This is a genomic window from Vibrio cholerae (genome assembly GCF_008369605.1).
GTDB classification, from domain to species: domain Bacteria; phylum Pseudomonadota; class Gammaproteobacteria; order Enterobacterales; family Vibrionaceae; genus Vibrio; species Vibrio cholerae.
Map to the genome: position 1 here is coordinate 641,183 of NZ_CP043556.1, position 22,436 is coordinate 663,618.

Annotated in this window: 13 protein-coding genes; 10 read left to right on the forward strand and 3 right to left on the reverse strand. The window is 47.9% G+C overall.

What is annotated here, in order from left to right:
* The first annotated feature begins 184 nt into the window (after positions 1-184).
* On the forward strand, positions 185-541 hold the full coding sequence (locus F0316_RS16995) for a YibL family ribosome-associated protein (protein ID WP_001050216.1): 357 nt from the start codon (positions 185-187) through the stop codon (positions 539-541).
* A gap of 65 nt (positions 542-606) precedes the next feature.
* On the opposite strand, the gene malT is transcribed toward F0316_RS16995, so the two are convergent.
* Positions 607-3,315, reverse strand: a complete 2,709-nt coding sequence (malT, locus tag F0316_RS17000; protein WP_172626078.1) for an HTH-type transcriptional regulator MalT — start codon at positions 3,313-3,315, stop codon at positions 607-609.
* Between the two features lie 576 nt (positions 3,316-3,891).
* Between malT and F0316_RS17005 the strand changes: the two genes are divergently transcribed.
* The 9 genes from F0316_RS17005 to F0316_RS17050 all read left to right on the forward strand — a co-directional run bounded on the left by F0316_RS17005 (position 3,892) and on the right by F0316_RS17050 (position 19,892).
* Positions 3,892-6,345: a glycogen/starch/alpha-glucan phosphorylase gene (locus tag F0316_RS17005; RefSeq protein ID WP_041051620.1), complete on the forward strand. Its 2,454-nt coding sequence runs from the start codon at positions 3,892-3,894 to the stop codon at positions 6,343-6,345.
* 85 nt (positions 6,346-6,430) lie between these two features.
* On the forward strand, positions 6,431-8,611 hold the full coding sequence (gene malQ, locus F0316_RS17010; protein ID WP_001070801.1) for a 4-alpha-glucanotransferase: 2,181 nt from the start codon (positions 6,431-6,433) through the stop codon (positions 8,609-8,611).
* A gap of 205 nt (positions 8,612-8,816) precedes the next feature.
* On the forward strand, positions 8,817-11,006 hold the full coding sequence (gene glgB, locus F0316_RS17015; RefSeq protein ID WP_149560751.1) for a 1,4-alpha-glucan branching protein GlgB: 2,190 nt from the start codon (positions 8,817-8,819) through the stop codon (positions 11,004-11,006).
* A 394-nt stretch (positions 11,007-11,400) separates the two neighbouring features.
* Positions 11,401-11,919 (forward strand): type VI secretion system effector Hcp-2, encoded by a 519-nt coding sequence (gene hcp-2 / locus F0316_RS17025; protein WP_001142930.1) that lies wholly within the window; start codon positions 11,401-11,403, stop codon positions 11,917-11,919.
* Between the two features lie 127 nt (positions 11,920-12,046).
* Positions 12,047-14,143 (forward strand): type VI secretion system Vgr family protein, encoded by a 2,097-nt coding sequence (locus F0316_RS17030; RefSeq protein WP_149560752.1) that lies wholly within the window; start codon positions 12,047-12,049, stop codon positions 14,141-14,143.
* Positions 14,140-14,667: a DUF4123 domain-containing protein gene (locus F0316_RS17035; RefSeq protein ID WP_000083098.1), complete on the forward strand. Its 528-nt coding sequence runs from the start codon at positions 14,140-14,142 to the stop codon at positions 14,665-14,667. Before F0316_RS17030 ends, F0316_RS17035 begins: the two co-directional genes overlap by 4 nt.
* A 2-nt stretch (positions 14,668-14,669) precedes the next feature.
* Positions 14,670-18,344: a LysM peptidoglycan-binding domain-containing protein gene (locus F0316_RS17040; protein WP_002052927.1), complete on the forward strand. Its 3,675-nt coding sequence runs from the start codon at positions 14,670-14,672 to the stop codon at positions 18,342-18,344.
* On the forward strand, positions 18,328-19,431 hold the full coding sequence (locus tag F0316_RS17045; RefSeq protein WP_000806146.1) for a hypothetical protein: 1,104 nt from the start codon (positions 18,328-18,330) through the stop codon (positions 19,429-19,431). The genes F0316_RS17040 and F0316_RS17045 overlap by 17 nt, the downstream gene beginning before the upstream one ends.
* A 59-nt stretch (positions 19,432-19,490) precedes the next feature.
* Positions 19,491-19,892 (forward strand): MAPEG family protein, encoded by a 402-nt coding sequence (locus F0316_RS17050; protein ID WP_000258882.1) that lies wholly within the window; start codon positions 19,491-19,493, stop codon positions 19,890-19,892.
* Between the two features lie 172 nt (positions 19,893-20,064).
* On the opposite strand, the gene F0316_RS17055 is transcribed toward F0316_RS17050, so the two are convergent.
* Positions 20,065-21,090, reverse strand: a complete 1,026-nt coding sequence (locus tag F0316_RS17055) for an acyltransferase (RefSeq protein WP_001132624.1) — start codon at positions 21,088-21,090, stop codon at positions 20,065-20,067.
* A gap of 130 nt (positions 21,091-21,220) precedes the next feature.
* A complete protein-coding gene (locus F0316_RS17060) occupies positions 21,221-22,177 on the reverse strand; it encodes an AEC family transporter (protein WP_172626079.1) in 957 nt (318 codons plus the stop codon).
* Between the last annotated feature and the right edge of the window lie 259 nt (positions 22,178-22,436).

Below are 22,436 nucleotides of genomic sequence, written 5' to 3' on the forward strand. Positions count from 1 at the left end.
ATGCTCATGGGGATCAACTTGCTTGCACCTATCTGCAACTCCAAGTCGTTTGGGGATATGAGAACTTTATTAATAAGCCTAGTTCAAAAAGGGATATTGTGTAGTGAGTGGCGGAAGATGTTTGAGTATAAGCAAAGAGAGCGTGCTATACTCTGCGCCCTTTCAGTTCGATAGAGCGACCATCATGAACCTTAAAACCGATATTCAACAACTCAACAATCGCATCGATACTTGCCGCCGTAAGTTGGATGCCGCAAAAAGTCGTGCCGATTCAGAGATGGTCAGCAAGTTTACCGATGAATTAGAAGCCTTGACTAAGCGTTTGAATAGCGTGAAAAGCAAGCAAGATTACGATCTCAATAAAATGCGTAAAACCATTGCCGATATGCCTTTCTCTCGTGAGCTGACTAAGCTTGAGCAAGCGGATTTAGGTAAGCTGAAAAAATCGGTGAAAGGGTTAGTGATCGTGCATCCGACCACCAAAATCGGTAAAGCATTGCGTGTCGAAGTGATGACGGGTTTTGCGCCTAAGCCTTTTTAATCAGGCAAAGCATAGCGATGAAAAGAGCCAGCGTTTGCTGGCTCTTTTGCGTTTGTCGGGTCGATTTAGTAGCCCATCAGCTGCAATAGTTGCTCGGCCGTTTGTACCGCTTCTTTGCGGTTGGCGATATTGAGTTTCTGATACAGATTACGAATGTGGGTTTTGATGGTGGTACCTGCCACATCCAACTCATGGGCAATCTGCTCATTACTGAAACCGGAGTAGATGAGCCCAAGCACTTGCCATTCACGTTGCGTGAGTGGACTAGTGCGCACTAGCTCTGGAATGTTCGGGTGATTCACCAGCTTTTCGACAAACTCTTCATCAAAATGAATGGATCGGCTGCGCTGAGTGGTGGAGATCTCCTTGAGCAGCAGATGGGCACGATGGCGTTCCAAATCTCCTAGCTCACCTTTGTGAACCAGCTTCTCCAGCAGATGACCAATCTTGCTGCCATCAATTAAGAAATTACCAATCATGCCCGTTTGGTTGGTGAGGCGCAGTGCTTGTTTGAGCTTATGGCAGGCTTGCAAATCATCTCCTTCAGTAATGGCCAGCAGCGCTTCCACAATCAAATTGCGATTGGTGTCGGTGACGAGTTGATATTCTTGCGCCTGCTCTTGAATAAAGTCCAAGGTATGGCGCGCTTCGCTGAGTTCACCGAGTTGGATCTGCGCGCGCGCGATATTACGCCACTGCAATTGGGAGAAGTGGTTGCACGCTTTATCTGGTCGAGTGCTGGACTGTAGCCACTGACGGATCTCGGTGCTGTTTTCTTTGACTTGCCAGTACAGCAGCAAAGAGAGCGAAGCATTCGCCGTCCAATCCACATGGTAAGTCGATTGTTTGAGTAGATGCTGTATCTGTTCAATAAAGCGTCCGGCTTTATCCAGCTCACCTCGGCCAATCGCAATTCTAGCCAGCATCGAATAACAGTGCAGGTGCTTACTTTGCGAATGGTTTTCTAGCACGCTCAGCCCCTTATAAGCGGCTTGTTCGGCTTCATCTAAGCGGTTCCAGCACCATAAAATTTGCGCGCGAATCCGCAGCAAAAATTCATGCAGCGGTACTTGATGCAGTTGCTGCTCTTCAATCAACTTAAACGCGTTATCCTGAACTTCGTAAGCCGCTTGAACATACCCTTGCGCCAGTAGAATTTCGCTCTGTTGCAGTAGTGCCCATAAAGCTTGGTGATACACCTGATATTGGCGTGCCAGTTTCTCGGTCTGCTGCATCATGGAGAGCGCACGGCTGAGATGACCTAATACGTGGTTCACTTCACCAACGACAGAGGTTGCGACAATGCGGCTGCGATAGGTCGTGTGATCCAACTGGCTTAACGCGAGTTCAGCCAGTTCCAGCGCTTTTTCTGGCTCGTTTTGGTTAATCGCGACTTGGGCACGCAGCGCGTTAAATTCGCCTTGCTCTTTGGTGGAGAGTTCAACGTTGAGCGCTTTCATCTCTTTCGCCGCTTTGGCAAGCAGTGCGCCGACATCATTGTATCTATGCTGGCTCTGCGCCAGCCAAGCTTGCAACATGCACAATTTAGGCTCGCGGTACAGTTGGGTCGGCGAGAGTTGATTGATCGCCGCTTCCAACACTTCGAGTTCGCCTTGGTTAAACATTTTCCAACCATATTGGCTCAAAATGCTCGCCAGCAGCTCAGTGTCTTGTGCTAAATGAGCATGACGCAGTGCTTGATGAGGTGCCGCGGCTTCTAACCACGCTTTGGCGGCGGCGCGTTGCAAATCTTGCTCTTGCTGCGGAATGCGTGCTTGACGTTGGTGCGCTAAAAATTCAGCAAACAGATTGTGGAAGCGATACCAGTTAGTTTCCCCTTCCAGCGGTGAGATAAATAGCCCGAAGCGGTTAAGTGACTCAATCATTGCCAGAGCATCATCGCGCCCTGTTAAGCTGCTGACTAATGCATCGTCAAAATGATCGAGTACCGAACACTGCATCAAGAAATAGCGGGTTTCATCGTCGAGCAGATCAAACACTTCTTCCACTAGATAATCCCAAAGATGCGCATGGTTAAAGTGCGAAACTGATTCGATGGTTTGAGCGAGCGTGCGGTGCTGATGCTGCGCTTGGAGAGCGATGAGCTGCATCGCAGAAGGCCAACCTTCCACATAATCGCGTAGGTGATTCGCCGTCAGCGCATCAATCCCATCGGAAACGCGTTGGTTGAAAAAGCGGGTCGTCTCTTCGGTATCAAAAGCCAAAAGCTCATTGCCGATCTCAATCATTAAATCACGCACGCGCAGGTTAGCCGTACCCAAAGGTGGAGTTGAACGGCTGGTGACCACCAAGGTTAAGTTATCGGGCATGTGCTTTAAGAAAAAGCGCATCGCTTCGTGAATGGTTTCATCATGGATCAGGTGGTAATCGTCCAGCACCACATAACATTCGCCGTGGTAGTCGGCCATCTCGGCAAACACTTCACTAAACAGCGAATGCAATGACGAAAACTGACGCTTCTCTGCCAATTTTTGCGCATTGGGGCAGGCGTTATGGGTTGCTTTATTAATCGCTTGCAGCAGGTAGTTCATAAAGCGGAACGGATCGTTATCGCTATCATCAATACTGTACCACCCCAGATTAGGCTTGTCGGCAAGCCACTGCGCGGCCATGGTGGTTTTGCCATAGCCGGCGGGGGAACGAAACAGCACCAATTTATAACAGGTGGCGTGCTGCAATAAATCCAGCACTCGGGGGCGGACGATGGCGTTATGCAAACGTCCCGGGCGAGTCAGTTTCGAAGGGATCCACATCTTCTTTCTCTCGTCTATTCCAGTCAGAGCCTCATGCTCTTTTAACTTGAAACGCAAGTTCCAAGCCTAAGGGGAGGTGAATACGCGAGGCGTATCACACTCAGATGGGCGAATGTTACTTGAAGTCATTCTGTGCGTTTATTGATCCATACTGAGTTTTTTGTCTTCTTCACGTTTCGCACGTTACTACGCCCTATATTTGTGATGATTATCACTAATCAATCTTTTTAAAACGGACGATATTGTCCAGGCCTCTACGTCATTTAGTGAAAAATGGGTAACAACTGCGAAATTATTGTGATCTATTTAGCAGAGTGGACAAATGAGTGATGGCTCGTTTTCTGACTTTTCATAAAGCCTAGCTATGGTTAATCGGCAGGTGGTGTGATCCGAATCACTGCTATCTCTAGCTGAACGGTGCATTGATGGGAGCTAGATCACTCACTACCAGACTCCTGTGCCTCTACGCCTTGGCTCCTCCTCCCAATTGATGAGAAAAGTGGGAGGATGTTTTGCAAAAGTCGTAGAGGCAGGATAGGGCTCAGATGGATTAGAACCAAACAGTGAGAGTTCACAATGAAACCTACTCAACAGAAACAGTTTGACAAGACGTTGTTCCAAGAAAATGTGAAGCGTCATTTGACCGCAACTTATGCCACAACAGTAGAGCACGCTTCGGCGCGTGCTTGGTATTTGGCGATGGGACGTGCCCTTGCTGAATTTACGACGTTTGATTTGCTGGAAACCGAACAGGATGAACGCATTCTCAATAGCAAAAGCCTGAACTACCTATCGCTGGAGTTTTTGATTGGCCGCTTAACAGGCAACAACTTGATCAGCATGGGTGTGTATGAAGCCGTAGGACAAGCGATGGAAGAGCTTGGACAGAACCTGAGCGACTTGCTGGAAGAAGAGCGCGACCCATCATTAGGTAACGGTGGTTTAGGCCGTCTTGCCGCCTGTTTTATGGATTCTTGCGCGGCGCAAGAATACCCGACCGTGGGTTACGGTCTGCATTACGAATATGGTTTGTTTAAACAGTCTTTTGAAGAAGGCCGTCAAAAAGAAGCGCCGGATGCATGGTGTGGAGTCGAAGGCTACCCGTGGGAAGTCGCGCGTCCTGAGCTTAAACAAGAAATCGGTTTCTACGGCCACGTTGAAGTCATCAATGAAAATGGCAAAGAGCGTCGTCGTTGGGTACCGGGCATGCTGGTGCAAGCGATGCCGTGGGATCTGCCGATTGTCGGCTACCAAAGTGATACGGTTTACCCGCTGCGTTTGTGGGAGTGTCGCGCAATCGCGCCTTTCTCGTTAGAAAGCTTCAATAACGGTAACTACTTTGAAGCGCAGCACGCGCTGATCGATGCAGGCAACATCACCAAAGTCCTGTATCCGAATGACAACCACGAAAAAGGCAAAACCCTGCGTTTGATGCAGCAGTATTTCCACAGTGCAGCGTCGGTGCGCGATATTCTGCGTCGCCACGAGGCGGCAGGGCACGCGTTGACGGATCTGCCGAAATACGAAACCATTCAGCTTAACGATACGCACCCAACCATCGCGATTCCTGAGCTGATGCGCATTCTAATCGATGAAAAGCTGATGTCGTGGGAAGCGGCGTGGGCGATCTGTTCGCACACTTTTGCTTACACCAACCACACTCTGCTGCCAGAAGCACTGGAAACGTGGAGTGAGTCGCTGATCCAACGCCTGCTGCCACGTCACATGGAGATCATCTACGAGATCAACCACCGTTTCTTGCAACAAGTGCGTGCCAAATGGCCGGGTGATGTGGCGAAACAGCAAAAGCTCTCGATCATCGAAGAAGGCTTCCACCGCATGGTGCGCATGGCCAACCTGTGTGTGGTCGGCTCTTATGCGGTGAACGGTGTAGCGGCGCTGCACTCAGAATTGGTGAAGCGTGACCTGTTCCCTGAATTTGTTGAGCTCTATCCGGGCAAAATCCAGAACGTGACCAACGGTATCACGCCACGTCGCTGGCTGAAGTTCTGTAACCCAGGTTTATCGGCGCTGATTTCAGAGAAGATTGGCCATGAGTGGCCTGCGAAGCTGGATCAACTGACCAAAGTGGCGCAGTACGCCGAAGATGCGGCGTTCCAAAAACGCTTTATGGAAGTGAAAAAAGCCAACAAAGCGCGTCTGGCTGAGTGGGTGAAAGATCACATGGGCATCGAGCTCGATACCAATGCGATTTTTGATGTGCAGATCAAACGTCTGCATGAGTACAAGCGTCAGCATCTCAATATGCTGCACATTTTGTCGCTCTATCACCGCCTCATCAATGATCCAAGCTTTGACATGCATCCACGTGTGGTGTTCTTTGCGGCAAAAGCGGCGCCGGGCTACCACTTGGCGAAAGAGATCATCTACGCCATCAACATGATCGCGCAGAAAGTCAATAACGATCCGCGGGTCGGCAACAAGCTGAAAGTGGTATTCATCCCTGACTATCGCGTCAGCATGGCCGAAATCATCATTCCAGCGGCGGATGTGTCTGAGCAAATCTCAACCGCAGGTAAAGAAGCATCCGGTACCGGCAACATGAAGATGGCGCTCAACGGTGCGCTGACCATAGGTACGATGGACGGCGCGAACGTCGAAATTCGTGAAGAAGTGGGCGATGACAACATCTACATCTTCGGTCTTGAAGTGGATGGCGTAGAAGCACTAAAAGCGCGTGGTTATAACCCATACGATTTCTATCATGCTGATCCGCTCCTCAAAGCATCGCTGGATCTGCTGGTGGGTGAAGAGTTTACGCCGGGTGCTCCGGGCAAACTGCGCGCGACCTATGACAGCTTGCTCGATGGCGGTGACCCATATCTGGTGCTGGCAGATTTCGCCTCTTACGTGAAAGCGCATGAAGCGATCGACAAACAGTATCGTGACCAAGCGGGCTGGGCGAAAAAAGCCATCCTTAATACCGCGTTAGTGGGCAAATTCAGCTCCGACCGCAGTATCCGCGACTACGTGAACAACATTTGGAAACTGAGCGCTGTACAGCGTTAAGCCCCTTTGGTGAGTCAGATCCCTCTGGCTCACCTTTTTTACATACCCTACACGGAAGGGGAAAGCAGTCCCTTCGGAGAGAGCGATGAATCAAGACAATGCATTAAAACAAGTCGCTGCAATGGCAAAAATTGCCGATCGATATGTCAGCGCGTGGGGCAGTGAAGCTCAAGTGGAAGACGACACGATCCGTCGTCTTTTGGCGTCTCTTGGTTATGACACCAGTAGCGATGAAGCCTTGCTGCAATCGGCAGAGAAGAAACACAAAAAAGATGTGGTGGATCCGGTACTCGTTGTACACCAAGGTTCGGCGATCGAAGTCCCGCTCTACCTTGGCGTGAGTGCGCGCGAAAGCGAATTTGATTGGCGCTTGCAGACCGAGCAAGGCGAGGTACTGGAAGGCTATCTGCAATCACAAATTGTACGTGATGAACGTGCCGAAGGCGGCCCACTGGTGTTTGCGTTGCCTAACGATCTGCCGCTCGGTTATCACACCTTATTGATTGCCCGTAAGCGTCGCAAAGCACCGTACGAAATGACCCTGATTGTCACGCCACAAGCTTGCTACAAGCAACCTGCCTTGGCACAAGGCAAAAAGCTGTGGGGACCGAGCGTTCAACTTTATACCCTGCGTACCCAGCACAACTGGGGCATGGGAGACTTTGGTGATTTGAAACAGCTCGTGGCGGATATTGCATCACGCGGTGGCGATTTTGTTGGCTTAAACCCGATCCATGCGCTGTTTCCAGCCAACCCAGAGGGCGCAAGCCCGTACAGCCCATCCTCTCGCCGTTGGCTCAACATTCTGTACATTGATGTGAGCTCAGTACCTGAATTTGCACTCAGCGCCGAAGCGCAGCAAAAAGTGGGTAGCCCAGAATTCCAGCAGCGCCTACAAAAAGTGCGTGATGCCCATTGGGTAAACTACAGCGAAGTGGCTGAGCTTAAAATGAGCGTCTTACCTCTGCTGTTTGCTGAATTTAAAAAACGTCATCTGGATAAGCAGACCGATCGCGCGCATGCGTTCTTAAAGTTTGTGGAAGAGGGCGGAGAAAGCTTGCTGCATCAAGCGGCGTTTGATGCGCTGCATGCCGAGTTACATGCACAAGATGCGTCGGTGTGGGGCTGGCCTGTTTTCCCAGAGAAATATCGCCGTTTTGATAACAGTGCGGTACAAAAATTTATTGAAGATCATCAAGATGCGGTGCACATCTACATGTACTTACAGTGGATTGCCGATACACAGATCCACGAAGTGCAATCACTGGCCGAAGAAAAAGGTATGGCAGTTGGCTTATACCGCGATCTCGCCGTTGGCGTGGCTGATTCTGGTAGTGAAACGTGGGCCGATCACGGTAACTTGTTGCAAGATGTCAGCATTGGTGCACCGCCAGATGTACTGGGGCCTTTGGGGCAAAACTGGGGCTTACCGCCACTCAACCCACAGGCGCTTCAAGCCACGGCGTATGACGCGTACATCAAATTGCTGCGTGCCAACATGAAGCACTGCGGAGCCTTGCGTATCGACCATGTACTGGGTTTGCTGCGTTTATGGTGGATCCCGAAAGGCGAAAACGCGACGAAAGGCGCGTACATTTACTACCCAGTCAAAGATATGTTGGCGATTTTGGCGCTCGAATCTCACCGTCACCAGTGCAGCGTAATTGGCGAAGATTTGGGAACCGTACCGGATGAAATCGTCGAGCTGCTGCGCGATGCGGGCGTGCATTCGTATAAAGTGTTCTTCTTCGAAACGTCGAAGGAAGATGGCGGTTACGTTTCTCCGGCGCATTACGCGGAGCAATCCATGGCGGCACTCTGTACCCATGACATGCCAACCCTGCGCGGTTTCTGGCACTGTGATGATCTTAAAATGGGACGTGAAATAGGCCTCTATCCCGATGAAGAGCAGCTGCAAGGTTTGTTTGATGATCGCCTGAAATCCAAACAGGGCATTCTCGATTCAGTGGCGTGGCACGGCTATTTGCCGGATGGCGTTGGACGTGATGCGACTCAGGTTCCGATGGATTCCTACTTGAGCGAAGCACTGCAACTGCATGTGGCGGCAGGCTCTTCCGCGTTACTGAGCGTGCAGTTGGAAGATTGGCTAGAGATGGATAAGCCGGTCAATATTCCGGGAACGGTCAACGAATACCCGAACTGGCGACGTAAGTTATCGATGAATCTGGACGAGATTTTTGCGCGCGAAGAAGTGAACCGCATTGCGGCACGTCTGACCGAAGTGCGCAGCAAAGCCAGCCAATAAGGAAATCAGTGACCAATTTCTTAACTATGACCAAAAGAAGTTTCGGGTTGGTCACTCTTTCCTCCTTGCTAAGTCCGGTAAGATGGACACACGCTTTGCCCGCGCCTTGCGGGCTTTCTGTTATACCCAAATACCTTGAAGAGGCGCTAACACGCCGATCTTTAAGCCGGAAGGGGATATTCGCTAGTTAGGTTAGGAGTTAGGTTTGAAGATCACAAAAAAACCATCCAAGGTTCAACAATTTTATGATCAGTTGGCGCGTGCAGCGTTTGCTGATCCCTTTTCATTTCTAGGCCCTTACATTCCCGCTGAACAAGGTGCGCTGCGAGTGTGGATGCCGGGGGCTGACAACGTCGCGTTGGTGGTTGAAGGGCAAGCTCGTGTGGCGTTAGAGCGTGAAGGCGAGGGCGGCTTTGTGCTGAAAGATGGCCGTAATCTGCGTTTTACGCACTACCAATTGGCTGTCGATTGGGCGGGTACCGAGCAGTTACTCGATGATCCGTATCAATATCACGGCCTCTACGCTGAATATGAAGATCTGCATACGCCAAAGCAGATGTATCACCATATGGGGGCGCAGTTTGTCACCCTAGAGCGTGATGGAAAAATGGTCTCTGGCGTACGTTTTCTGGTGTATGCCCCTCACGCGGCGGCGTGCAGTTTGATTGGCGCGTTTAACCATTGGGATGGTCGTCGCCATCCGATGCAGCGTCTCGATTACGGTATTTGGGGAATTTTTATCCCCGGCTTGCCGGAAGGCACGCAATACAAATTTGAGCTGAAAGGCCCACATGGAGAAGGTCTGCCGCATAAAGCGGATCCGTGGGGTTTTTATGCTGAGCAATACCCTTCTTTTGCTTCTGTGACTTATGATCACCGTCGTTATCAGTGGCAAGATACGGCTTGGCAGCAGCGCCCTGTGACTGAAAAGCGTAAACAAGCGCTCTCGTTTTATGAGCTGCACGTTGGCTCATGGAAGCGAGGCGAAAACGGTGAATTCCTCAATTATCGTGAATTGGCCGATCAATTGGTGCCTTATCTGGTTGAGATGGGTTATACCCATGTTGAGTTAATGCCTGTCGCTGAGCACCCATTTTATGGTTCTTGGGGCTATCAACCGGTTGGTCTGTTTGCGCCCACTAGCCGTTACGGCTCGCCGGATGATTTCAAATATTTTGTCGATTTGTGCCACCAAGCGGGGATTGGTGTGGTGCTCGATTGGGTGCCTGCGCACTTCCCGTCGGATTCTCACGGTCTGGCCAATTTTGATGGCACGCCCTTATTCCATGATCCGGATCCACGTCGCGGTTGGCATCAAGACTGGAACTCTTACATCTACGATCTTGGTCGCGAGCATGTGCGCCGTTTCTTAGTCGCTAATGCGCTGTATTGGTTTGAGATGTTCCATATCGATGGCATTCGCGTTGATGCGGTCGCATCGATGCTCTATCTCGATTATTCGCGTAGCCATGATCAATGGATCCCGAATGTTGACGGTGGACGCGAAAACTACGATGCGATTGCTACCTTCAAATTGATGAACGAGGAGGTGTACAAACACTTCCCGAATGCGATGACGATTGCCGAAGAGTCGACTGCGTTTCCTGGCGTTTCTGCCCCGACCTTTATGGGCGGTCTCGGGTTTGGTTTTAAGTGGAACATGGGCTGGATGCACGATAGCTTGTCGTACATCAAAGAGGATCCGGTGCATCGTAAATACCACCACAATACCCTGACTTTCCCGCTGATTTACGCGTTTAGTGAAAACTATGTGCTCTCTTTATCACACGATGAAGTGGTGTATGGTAAGCGCTCACTTATGTACAAAATGCCGGGTGATGAGTGGCAGCAAACCGCCAACTTACGCGCCTACTTGGGTTATATGTATGGTCAGCCAGGCAAAAAACTCAACTTTATGGGTACCGAATTAGGACAGACTGCTGAGTGGGATCACGATGGTCAGTTGCAGTGGTTCTTAACGCAATTTGAGCGCCATGCCGGGATCCAGCGTTTGGTGCGCGATTTGAACCATCTGTACCAAGCCCAAACGGCGTTGCATCAGCTTGATTGCGATCCGCGCGGCTTCGAATGGCGCTTACAAGATAATGCCGATCTCAGCGTGATCGCCCATGAACGGATGGATGAAGCCGGTAATCGTGTGTTAGTGATCACCAACTTCACGCCTGTTCCACAGCAGGCATTTCGCTTAGGTGTTCCTAAAACAGGGAAGTACCGCTTGTTGCTCAATACCGATGCCAAGCAGTACAACGGCAGTGATTATCCGGTATTGCAGGATGTGAGTACGGAAGCGATCAGCAGTGAAGGTTTGGATCAATCGCTGCTATTGAGTGTGCCGCCGCTCGCGACGCTATTTTATCAATGGAGTGCGAAGTAGCTCTTCCCGTTTATCGTTATATAGCCTTCCTACTTGGAGCTGCAACGCCAAGTAGGAAGGCTATACCTTATGAAAAAAACCGCTGCGGCGGTTTTTTTGTTGATGCCCTACTCATGATCTTTTACCTGCAGCGCTAATTGGTGAGTTGATCGCTCTGAATACGGGATCTTTGCCAAAGATCTCTGCTTCCTAAACTCGTGACTTTTTGCCCGCCAAGCAAGATCTTGCTCAGTCTTGGGCAGCTTTTTGCTTTGTTGATGGAGTTGTTTCTATAACTTATTGATTTTGAATGGTGTGAAAGTTGGCATCCCACTTGCTCTTTGTATCGCGACGGTGCGCAGAGCGCGTTAACTCATTCATTGACTTAAAAATGATTTATTGAAAGGAAATAGCCATGCCAACTCCATGTTATATCTCTATCGAAGGCCAAACTCAGGGTCTTATCACTGCAGGCGCATGTACTGCTGACTCTATCGGCGATTCATTCGTTGAAGGCCACGAAGATGAGATGCTGGTTCAGCAGTTTGACCACGTTGTGACCGTACCGACTGACCCACAATCTGGTCAGCCTTCAGGCCAACGTGTGCACAAGCCATTCAAATTCACTGTGGCGCTGAACAAAGCGGTTCCTCTGCTGTACAACGCGCTCTCTTCTGGTGAGAAGCTGAAGTCGGTTGAGCTGAAGTGGTACCGTACCTCTATCGAAGGTAAACAAGAAAACTTCTTCACCACTAAGCTGGAAAACGCGTCTATCGTCGATATCCACTGTGAAATGCCACACTGTCAAGACCCAGCAAAATCTGACTTTACTCAGAATGTGACTGTGTCTCTGTCTTACCGCAAAATCACTTGGGACCACGTTAACGCGGGCACCTCAGGCTCTGATGACTGGCGTAAGCCAATCGAAGCGTAATTTACGCTGCGAGAATGTCGCTCACCTTCGGGTGGGCGGCTGTGAACCTTAAACCCAGAGTATCGTTTGGCGCGGTATTGTGGGTTTAAGGTTTTGCCATTTTTAATGTAGGGGAAGGAAAGGCAGGATGGCGACATTAGCGTACAGCATTGAGGTGGAAGGGCTGGAAGATGAGACTCTGGTGGTCAGAGGCTTCCACGGGCAGGAGTCACTCTCCAACAGTGTTTTTTTAGGGCAAGCCTGTTACGGGTTTCGCTATCAAGTGCAACTGGCGAGTCGGGTATCCAATCTGACTGCTGAGCAGATGGTCGATAAGCGTGCTGAGCTCAAGCTTTACCGTAATTCACAGTTGGTGCAGCGCGTGCATGGCATTGTGCGTGCTTTCAGCCAAGGCGATATCGGCCATCATCACACCTTCTACGAACTCACTTTAGTGCCAGCCTTAGAGCGCTTATCCCTGCGCCACAACAGCCGCATTTTCCAAAAGCAGACTGTTCCAGAAATTCTCTCTATCTTGCTGCAAGAGATGGGCATTAACGATTACGCTTTTGCGCTCAAGCGTGATTGCGGGCAGCGTGAGTTTTGTGTGCAGTATCGTGAAAGTGATATCGACTTTCTGCACCGCCTCGCCGCTGAAGAAGGTTTGGTGTACAGCTTTGTCCACGAAGCGGGCAAGCATACCCTCTATTTCAGTGATGCCAGTGACAGCCTAAGCAAACTGCCTGAGCCCATCCCGTACAACGCCTTAGCGGGCGGCACGATGGATACGCCGTATATCCACGGCTTAACCTATCGCACCCAAGCAGAAGTGAGCGAAGTTCAGCTCAAAGACTACAGCTTCAAAAAGCCAGCCTACTCCTTTTTACAAACCGTGCAGGGTACTGAGCTGGATTATCAGCAAACCCGCTACCAACATTTTGATGCGCCGGGGCGCTACAAAGACGATGTGAACGGCGCCGCCTTTAGCCAAATCCGTTTAGACTACCTGCGCCGCCATGCCGATACCGCCACAGGGCAGAGCAACGAGCCGCTTTTGCGTGCCGGCTATAAGTTTGACCTGCAAGAGCACCTTGACCCCGCGATGAACCGCGATTGGGTGGTGGTCTCTATTAACCACCAAGGTGAGCAGCCGCAAGCGTTACAAGAAGAGGGCGGCAGTGGTGCCACTACCTACAGTAATCAGTTCAGCTTAATTCCGGGGCATCTTCACTGGCGCGCTGAGCCACAACCTAAACCGCAAGTCGATGGTCCAATGATAGCCACGGTCGTCGGTCCTGAAGGGGAAGAAATCTTCTGTGATGAACACGGGCGGGTGAAAATCCATTTTCCGTGGGACCGCTACTCGAACGGTAACGAGCAGAGCTCCTGTTGGGTACGGGTGTCGCAAGGTTGGGCGGGCAGTCAGTATGGCTTTATCGCTATTCCGCGCATCGGTCATGAAGTGATTGTTTCTTTCTTAAATGGCGACCCAGACCAACCCATTATCACTGGCCGCACTTATCATGCGACCAATACGCCGCCATACAGCTTGCCAGAGCACAAAACCAAAACCGTGCTGCGTACCGAGACGCACCAAGGGGAAGGGTTTAACGAGCTCAGTTTTGAAGACCAAGCGGGCAAAGAGCAAATCTACCTGCATGCGCAGAAAGATTTCGATGGTTTGATTGAAAACGACCACACCACGGTCATTCGTCACGACCAACATCTGACCGTTGAAAATGACCAGTTCAGCCAGATTAAGCACAACCAACACCTGACGGTCGAGGGAGAAAGTCGCACACTCGTCAAACTCGACAGCAGCAGCGAAATCGGCGGTTCATTGCAGCAAAAAATCGGCAGCAAAGCGATTTACGATGCGGGTACTGAGGTTCACCTTAAAGCGGGTAACAAACTGGTCTTGGAAGCAGGCAACGAGCTTACCATCAAAGCCGGCGGCAGTTTTATTAAAGTCGATGCTGGCGGTGTGCACGTCGTCGGCTCTGCTATTAACCTCAACTCTGGCGGCAGCGCAGGCAGCGGCTCAGGCTATGGCGGTAAAATGGCCGAGTTGCCACATCAGATGAAGGCCACCCCTGCTGCGCCTAATCCATTACCTCTACAACTTTCAGCGCCCACGATGGCAACCTTAGCAATGGCAAACGTACCGCTTGCAAAAATGTGTCAAAGACAAAGCGATGGCTCATGTCCACGAGGTGATTGTCCATGTGAACGAGGTGCCTCATGAGTCAACGGAATACCATTAATTATTGGTTAGTGGTGGATACGATTCGTATCCCTGATGCGATATCGGTAATCACCAATAAGATGAAAGTCGAGCAAGCGATAGTTTTATTCGCAGGTTCCGATTTTGATTATTTGCAGGACAAAAGCCCATTGCTACTTAACATCGGTAGTCATAGTGCAGTATTAGAAAAGTGGCTAACCCTTCCCAATTTTGACTCAAGTTCAGTGATATTTGAGTTAGATTCTCGCCACGATGGATTTGAATTCACCGAATATTTACAGTCACTACTTCAGGTTAAGATTGATAATAAAGCCTGTTTTTTACGGTTTTATACCAATACTTTTTGGAATCAAACCGCATCACAGCTGAACGATATAGACATTGCAACCCTATTAGGTCCAGCTCAGGCTATTCATTGGGTGGATACCGCACATCATAGACAAACATTGCACTATCCACCTCAAGTGTCTGAACCTTCTCAAGCCGTTAACCTGACCTCGCCGATTTTTAAGCTGTGGGTGTAAACATGACCGATAAAACCTATACCATTTTGAAGAACGATTGCTTAAGTGTATTAGCTAAGCGTTTCAACGTGTCTGTTGATGAATTGCTCAAACTCAACAGCCAACAGATTAAAGATCCTAATCTTATCTATGAAGGTGACGTTTTAAAGCTTCCAGAGGATTTAACTCAGCCCATTGAGTTTGATGGTTCTCGGATTGACTTAGTTGAGCCACCGACTCAGCCAAATGGCGGCAACGATACATGCCAAAGCCCAATGAAATACGCTGACATATTGTATGTGCCCGCCCACCCTAAAACGGGGAAACAAGCTTGGTATGCCTTAACCGAGCAAGCCAAAGAAAAAATAGCAATAGAAAGGGCGAATATAGCGCAAGCTATAGTTAAGAATGATGTCGAAGCCACGATGAAAAACCTCAATAAATTAGGTTTAATTTCAAAGTTTTCGGCAAAAGTTCACGAACAATTTATGACACCAGAAGTGGCTGAAAAATATAAAACACTCTTACTGGCTAATCTTGTGATTAAAAATGAAGCATTTAGAGTTGATGGGACGAATCCCAATGACTTTTTGCTTGATGTTGCTCTATTGATTGGTGTGCCACTAGAAGAAACGCATAAGAAGCTATCTCATCGCGAGCAGGCCAAAAACAGGCACTTATACTACGGAAAATTCGGTAATTTATATCGTCCATCACCAGAAGGCCCTGTGTTTGAAAAACAGATCAATCACCAGTTACGAGCTTTGGTTATCGACAAAATTAAAGAAGAGATCCAACGGCTTGAAAAAGCTGCCGAAAATGCCGCAAAAGACCATGTAGCTGATGATGGTAGTAAATTTGTGTACCATAAACAGCTCAAGTACTTTACCAGTACTCACCAAAATACGTTGGCATTTTTGATACGGCAAATGCATTCCAGTCGCGGTCAGACTGAGCAAAATTTACTCAGTATGGGCGCTCAACGTTCTCGAGCTTATTTAGCATCGTGGCCAAAACAGTTACAACAAGCCTTAGAACAAGGCTCTCGTATGACGATGCTCTCAATTCAAGAGCAACAAGAGTTTCTTGCTAATCAAAAAGCGTTTGTATGTGCGATAAGTTTAAAAAGTCTCAACCATTATGGCTTAGTCATTAAAGAACAGTGTTTAACTTTAAATCAGTTGGAAGGCGAATCTGGCATAGCTTGCGGCCCTGCAGCGTTAAAAAAAATTAATAATTGGCGAGAGTCGGGCAAAGCACTCGATATCATCAATGACAGTCAGCTCATCAAAAACTTATATGAAGAAACCGCTGGCGATCAATTTGATAATGATCTTTTGGATGTTCATCTCAACCGAATTGTCAAAGGCCCGGCTGCGTGGTCCTATTTTACGGCGACAGCACTATCAGCGGTTATCGATGCGACAATCAATAAACATAAAAATGCCCTGTCACAGGTGCTGGGTAACGACAGGTCAACTCCGATTGATGAACTGTTTAGGCAATTACTTTGGGTTAAAAAACTCGCGGTAGCGCGCTTAGAGTACTTAAAATCACTGGCTCAAAAACGCGCTGCGCAAGGTGCGGGTAGTTTAGAGTTTACTCTGGGTAATGAGAGCGAGATGCCGCCGACGCTGACCCTGCTATGGGATGAAACTAAGTATGAGCCTAAAGAAAAGCAGAAGTCAGGTTTTATTAATAAAGCAGGAGCTAACGATCTCCAAGCGGTGGAGTGTTGTTTACTTTCAGATAAGGAAGTGTTCTATATCCGAGGCCCACATTGGCTTATTCCAGAAAACAACGAGGATCGAGAAGCGGCCATAGCGGCCGGGCATGTACGAGTTATCACCGAAAGGATAACCTTTAGCACCGCGCAATCATCAGGAAAAAAAATTGTCGAAGTCGGTTCATTGACTGACGCCCTGAACGCGCTGAGTAAGCCAGAAAATACGCTAGATTTAATGCCCATCAAAGCCAGCGCTGAGTTCGATACTGCATTCTGGCAAGATAGCTACCATTACCAAGGTGGCAAGGGACCAAATGGTGAAACATCGGCTTATTCGGTTGATGCCGGTGCTCAGTTATTGCGCTTATCGACTAAGGCTGAAGCTGATCTCAATTCACCAGTCAGCACTTACCAAAATTTAATCAAAAAGCGCCGAGATATTGGTGGTTCTGGTTCAATATCTGCTCAGTTCACGGCTTTGCAAGGCCTGCTTAGCTTTGCATTTTGGCTCCCGCTTATCCCTGAAAATAAAGCGATGAAGCCAGAGCAGGTGGAGCAAGTGAAAGGGTATAGCATTAACTTAACCTACCTTGATAAACACAGTCGTGAACATAAATATGAAGCGGGTGATTTGCGGGTTTGCATCACAGGCTCCGTTTACGGATTGGCTGCTGCATCATGTCAATTAAGCGCTAAGCTCGCCATAGGGCCGAGTGATGCGAGTGAAGGCTTTGGTATTAAAGGCAGTACTATAGGGTTATTGGATCCCAATATTTACGATGCTTATACCTTTGGGGGGGGAAGTTTAAGGAGTGCAGGACAAGCAGCTTATGCCGGAGAAGCGGCGATTAGTGTTGATGCATTTGCGGGGGTAGAGGCTGGGGGGACTTTAGGCGCTACTGTGTATTGGGCTCCACCTGAGGTGAAGTGCGTAACTCAGAGTAAGCCTCCTAAGCCACCGAAAAAGTTAGGCTCAATTGATGGCAAGCTATCAGGTTCATTTGGTGCGGGTTATCACGCCGAGTTTCGTCTGCTGGTTCAGGGTGGGGTTATCATCTTAGTGGCTTCAGCGGGGCTGGTTGTGGGCCCCGGCTGCACGGGTAAAGTGGCGATTAATATTGATGCTAACGCCGCTGATGAGTTTATTGGTTGTTTACTTGGCGTGTTAAAACAGAGTCATTTCCGCCGCTTAGCGATTTTCGGAGAGGCGGATGCCAATGGAATTAACGATAGTTTTAATGAACTCAATAGCTTAATGACGCTTGTGCTCGGTATGGGTTTGAGTGTGGCGCAGGTATCACTGATGCCTGTAACTGCATTAGCGGGTTATAAGCAACAGGTATTGAGTCAAGAATATGCACCGTTTTTAGCCGAACGCATAACAGATACCAAACGAAGTGAAATTATGCGTAAATGGATAGTGACGTTACCACCAGAAACGCTCTGTAATATTTTAAGCAGTTTAGCTCAAAGCCAATCTAGAACGAAGCAGGAAGCGAATCAACTGCAAGCCCAAGCCATTGTACAAATTATGCAATGGCTTGCGGCGGATAAGAGTGTTGGTGAAGAAGCCAACCAAAGACAGTGGAAAGAAACCCTGATTGCTATGGGGAAACTTCCCGCAGGCAAAAAAGACCATCAGGTGGAATGGCAAACCTATCAAGCACAGTGGCTAAGATTGGCAAGGTTTGTTAAAAGTCTTAGTAATAAAGACTTGATGGATTATTTTGATCAATACTCTAAGATACTTTGTAAAAATATGGTGTTAACTCGTTATGACGAGTCATTCCAGAGCGGCCTGCTGGCTGGAATTCCAAAGCTAACCCAGTATTTTGCTTACCCGATTAGTCTGGTACAAAATCCAGTGGTCGGTCAAAAAGTGCAAATATGGCTAGAAACAGAGTCACACAGTGAGCTAGTGAAAAAGAACGAAACTATTATCAATTGGAGTATCCATGAAGCCTTATCCTAATCGAATTACCCGTTTTGTCATGCTGCTGAGTATTATGATTGGGCTGGTGGCTTGTAAGCCTAACCCAGAAGACGATATTGCCCTATTTCAGCCATTTATTACCGAAAATATTAATAAAAAATCAGATGATCCTTATATCTCGAGCACCGTAAAGCCGGGAGATAAGATGTATGACATATTGGTCAATATTCAGCATGGGAAATGGGATGTCGCAGAAGGTGGCTTATTAAGCTTAATAGATGAGGGTAATCCAGATGCTATGTTATGGTACGCTCTTATGTTGTTGTTGGATAACAACAAGAGACGCGAAGTTACTAATTTAATCTTTAAGTCATTAACCTCGGGTAATCCATACGCAGCTTTAGCCATCGCAAAAAATAGCCACGCTTGTGCTTATTTAGGGTCAGGCTCATTAGATAGTCAGGTTGTTCAATCCTTAGGAATTAGTGATCCAAATTCAGCTCGACTTTGCACAGACAATAATTTTAAAAAAGCCATCGAGCTTTTTAAACCTCTCGCTGCGCAAGGCGATCTACGGGCTCAATATTTTCTACTACAACAGCAAGAATTAGAGAAATCGAAAGAGACACGTGCTCAGTATATTCAAGAGGTAATTCGCTTTTCTCAAGCTCATTATTACCAACCCTTGATGGACTATGTAAGTACTATTTTAACTCGACCACAAGATAAATTTAAGTATGAAGCTAAAACTCCAGAATTATATCAATTAGCAATTCAGTTGCTAACTGTTGCAGCTAATAATAATTATATACCAGCAATAGAGTTTCTTGTTCGACAGGACTCTGATCTAAAAAGTAATGATGATTTATATTTAAAACTAAAGACTCTAGGCGGTACACATTTTTATAAGACTAGGTTTTTTGAGTTTAAAAACGAATTTAATAATAGGCAATTATATTGCTATGCTACTTTGTATGAGGCTATAACAGGGTCAGACAAGTTTTTTATTGGTATAGAAAATGAGGAAAATATAACTGCAGACTGTAATATAGAGGAAAGTATGAAAGAAATGACACCCATGGTATACATAGATGGTTTTACTAGCCGTGATAAGTGGGTGGATTAAATTTTTATAAAACTTTCAGCTATACTCATTATTCTAGATATTCGTGTTTAGGAACGGTTATGGTCACAACAGGATATGCCGTCGTGCTGTGCGGCTGGTTGATTTATTTAGCCGTACAGGTGATTCGTCAGCGGCGTAAACATCAGGTGCTGTTTGCCGATGGTGGTGTGGATGCCTTAGTTAGGGCGCGCAGTGCGCAGAGTAATGCGACGGAATACATTCCCATTTTCCTAATCCTACTCGGTTTAGCTGAAATGAATGGCGTTAATGTGTGGTGGATTCACGCACTCGGCGTGGCCTTTGTGGTAGGGCGGGTGTTACACGCTGATTCGATGTTTAAAGCCACCATTCCTAATCGTGTGCGTGGTATGCAGCTCACTTTTGGCTGCTTAGCGGTGCTGATGGTGTTAAACCTATGGGTATTGCCTTATAGCAAGTTCTTCTATCCCCTTCCTACTTGAAGCTGCAGCGGTGTTGGCTTCGCTCGTTCACCTCAATCACAGAGTTTGTCTATACTCATGGGGATGAACTCATTTGCCGCCTACCTGCAACGCCAAGTTGTTTGGGGATAAGTACTATTTCCGGTAAACAGTAAAGGGAGCCATGGCTCCCTTTGTGGTTTCAGACTTATTGCTACCGAAATAACAGGTGCTTGAGTGGTGTACGTTCTAAGCCTTTTACGAGCAGATAAGTGGTGAGCAAAGTGCCAAATAGAACCAGTGTGTCTTTTTCTAATCCAGTAAGCCCTAAAAATCTGGCAAGGTTCATCATCATGATCACCACTAACAAGTGACTGACGTAAAAGCCTAGGATGCTTTGTGATAGTGAAAATACCCAAGGCTTTCGGCCTAGATCGGGTTTGGCGAGTAGGAAAAGAAACAGCCCAATTGCCCACAAAGCGGTGCCAAACAGATAATCATTGGTGTTAAATACCTGCCCGTGTTGATGTAAGCCATAGGCTTCGACGAAGTGAAAAGCCATTCCCAGCATCGCTAATAACAGCGCAGAGCGCGCTTGCCACAGGATGTGCCGTTCACGAATCAGATAACCGATCACGACAAACAAGGTGCTGAAAAATGGGCCGTTACGAGTATAGATGGGCGCACTCATGCCAGTGACGACGGCGCTGCTTCCTGCAAATTCACCGTAGAGGTATAACCCGATGGCAATCGGTAGCATCCAGTGTGTTTTTTGTTGGCGGCTCAACAGTGCCATGATGGCAACCGCAATCATCAGTGCGGGTAAAAACCAAAGATGTACCAGCCCGCCTTCAAGTAATGAGTTAAGCGGGTGTTGCAGCAAAAATCCCCAATAGCCAGAGCGTTCGGCAAGGTAGCCTTGATTTACCATCACTTCGAGATTGAAGGGCATTAATAGGCTAATTACACTCCAAATCACCCATATCCTCAGTAATGGCGAGCAGTAATTACGCAAGGTTTGCATTGGGTTGTGGCTGAGTTTGGGTTGAATTAAATAGCCTGAAATAAGGAAAAACAGTGGCACGGCAAAGCGGGTGGATTGGTTAAATAAATAAGCTACCCACGGTTCATCATCGAGGAACCAATAAGTGGTAAACAGTTGGCAATGCAAAGTAATAATGGCCAGCATGGCGATCACTCGCCCAAGTTCAAGGCTGGCGATTTTCGGATGATTAGGCATAACGACACTCGGCAAAATGAAAAGGCCGACATTACGTTAATCAAATGGTCATTCTTTTGATTTCCATCGCCTTTTTTTGCTGTCAAAAAAGGAGATCGCCAATTTGCGATCCAGTGCTCATCTGTGGTGATTAGATCACACCAAAACTAGAAAGCAGGAAAATACCAAGCGTACAGGTAAAGAATGAAAACACGGTGGTCAGGGCGATAATATTGGCAGCCAGTGTCGCATTTCCACCCATGGCTCTTGCCATCACATAACTGGCTGCAGCGGTGGGCGCGGAGGTCATCAAAAAGAGTAGGCCGAGATCTAAGCCTCGAAAGCCAAGTAGCCAAGCGCCACCGGTAATCAGTAAAGGTGAGAGAATTAGCTTATAACCGGTTGCAAACCAGGCAGAATGGCGATCGTCTTTCAACGAGTTGAGATTCAGCGAGCCGCCCGTACAAAGTAGGGCCAGTGGCAAGGTCATATTGGCAAAGTAGTGGCCAGCATCAGTGACAATTTTAGGGATCGGTACACTGGCGAGATAACATAGAAAACCAAGCACAATCGAGATGATTAACGGGTTTTTGGTGAGTGTTTTAAACATCAATTTTCCCGCTTGCCAACCATTACTTTCTCCGCGTGGTGTGAGAGCAATCACCGCCTGAATGTTGAACAAAACCGTGGTCGAGGCGACGTAGATAGCCGCAAGGGCAACCCCCGCGTTGCCATAAGTGTTGGCTACATAAGCCAATCCAATAATCGCGGTGTTGGCTCGAAAGCCACCTTGCGTGATCACTCCCCAATCATGAGGTCTGTCGATCAGTTTTCGAGTGCTAAAGAGAGTGAAGAGAAAAAACAGCATATTGGCAATTAAGCTGTATACCACTAAGGAAGTGCTTGAGGAAAAATCGTGCTTTGAACTGACGATGCTCAAAAAAAGCATCGCTGGAAGAGTGACCTGAAAAACAATCCGCGACGCGACTTCAATAAAATTCTCATTGATCAGGTTAATCCGTTTAAAAAGCACCCCCAAACCGAGCATAAGGCAGATGGGGCCTGTGATGGTGGCGGAAAACTGTAGTTGAGCAATGATGTCTGTCATATCAATCCCTTGGATATACGCTCGCAAGCTTTGCATTCTTCCACAGATCGCGGTGAAGACAAATTGGAATTTGTGGCAATTCTCTGTGAGCGATTTTTGCGCATCTAGTATCCAAGTGGTGAATAAGTTTTAAACGCTTGTATAACTTTCCTGATTGCAAAGTGTTCCAACAATGAATTTCAAATCATTTCAATATGTTAAATTTGTAATCGCGCTTTTGATAAGCTTAACAATTTTGCAATGATAATTATCTTTTCTG

Bases quoted from the DNA above. Each gene is read 5' to 3' on its own strand.
- F0316_RS16995 (WP_001050216.1), top strand. From the start codon at position 185: ATGAACCTTAAAACCGATATTCAACAACTCAACAATCGCATCGATACT.
- malT (WP_172626078.1), bottom strand. From the start codon at position 3,315: ATGTGGATCCCTTCGAAACTGACTCGCCCGGGACGTTTGCATAACGCC.
- F0316_RS17005 (WP_041051620.1), top strand. From the start codon at position 3,892: ATGAAACCTACTCAACAGAAACAGTTTGACAAGACGTTGTTCCAAGAA.
- malQ (WP_001070801.1), top strand. From the start codon at position 6,431: ATGAATCAAGACAATGCATTAAAACAAGTCGCTGCAATGGCAAAAATT.
- hcp-2 (WP_001142930.1), top strand. From the start codon at position 11,401: ATGCCAACTCCATGTTATATCTCTATCGAAGGCCAAACTCAGGGTCTT.
- F0316_RS17030 (WP_149560752.1), top strand. From the start codon at position 12,047: ATGGCGACATTAGCGTACAGCATTGAGGTGGAAGGGCTGGAAGATGAG.
- F0316_RS17035 (WP_000083098.1), top strand. From the start codon at position 14,140: ATGAGTCAACGGAATACCATTAATTATTGGTTAGTGGTGGATACGATT.
- F0316_RS17040 (WP_002052927.1), top strand. From the start codon at position 14,670: ATGACCGATAAAACCTATACCATTTTGAAGAACGATTGCTTAAGTGTA.
- F0316_RS17045 (WP_000806146.1), top strand. From the start codon at position 18,328: ATGAAGCCTTATCCTAATCGAATTACCCGTTTTGTCATGCTGCTGAGT.
- F0316_RS17050 (WP_000258882.1), top strand. From the start codon at position 19,491: ATGGTCACAACAGGATATGCCGTCGTGCTGTGCGGCTGGTTGATTTAT.
- F0316_RS17055 (WP_001132624.1), bottom strand. From the start codon at position 21,090: ATGCCTAATCATCCGAAAATCGCCAGCCTTGAACTTGGGCGAGTGATC.
- F0316_RS17060 (WP_172626079.1), bottom strand. From the start codon at position 22,177: ATGACAGACATCATTGCTCAACTACAGTTTTCCGCCACCATCACAGGC.